Raw genomic sequence first — 625 nt, forward strand, 5'->3', positions numbered from 1 at the left:
ACCGGGGCAGTCGACGTGCGCGTAGTGCCGGTTCGTCGTCTCGTACTCCACGTGCGCCGTCGAGATCGTGATCCCGCGCGCCTTCTCCTCGGGAGCCTTGTCGATCTGGTCGTAGGCCGTGAACGTCGCCCCGCCGGACTCCGCCAAGACCTTCGTGATCGCCGCCGTCAGCGACGTCTTGCCGTGGTCAACGTGACCGATCGTGCCGATGTTGCAGTGCGGCTTCGTGCGGGCAAACTTCTCTTTGGCCATGGTAGCCTCCGGTTCGATGAGGGGTGCGCGCCGGACCTGCGGTCAGGCCGGCGACGCGGATGGGATGTCGAGGAAAGACTTACGCGTACTTGGCGATGACCTTGTCGGCTTCGCCGCGCGGCACTTCCTCGTAGTGGTCGAACTGCATCGTGAAGTTGGCGCGGCCCTGCGAGAAGGAGCGCAGCTGGTTCACGTAGCCGAACATGTTGGCGAGCGGCACCATGGCGTTGATGACGTTCGCGTTGCCGCGCATGTCCTGGCCCTGGATCTGGCCGCGGCGGGAGTTGAGATCGCCGATCACCGAGCCGGTATACTCCTCCGGCGAGACGACCTCGACCTTCATCACCGGCTCGAGCAGCACGGAGCCGCCCTT

Annotated in this window: 1 protein-coding gene and 1 pseudogene; both read right to left on the minus strand. The window is 65.3% G+C overall.

Features of this window, described 5'->3' with window-relative positions; genetic code table 11:
• On the minus strand, window positions 1–252 hold a 252-nt coding region (locus MKK70_RS23260), incomplete at its 3' end, for a GTP-binding protein (RefSeq protein WP_243948543.1).
• A gap of 79 nt (window positions 253–331) precedes the next feature.
• Window positions 332–625: pseudogene (gene fusA / locus MKK70_RS23265) on the minus strand (elongation factor G); the annotation flags it as partial.

The sequence above is a fragment of the Methylobacterium sp. E-041 genome (assembly GCF_022829665.1).
Lineage (GTDB): Bacteria > Pseudomonadota > Alphaproteobacteria > Rhizobiales > Beijerinckiaceae > Methylobacterium.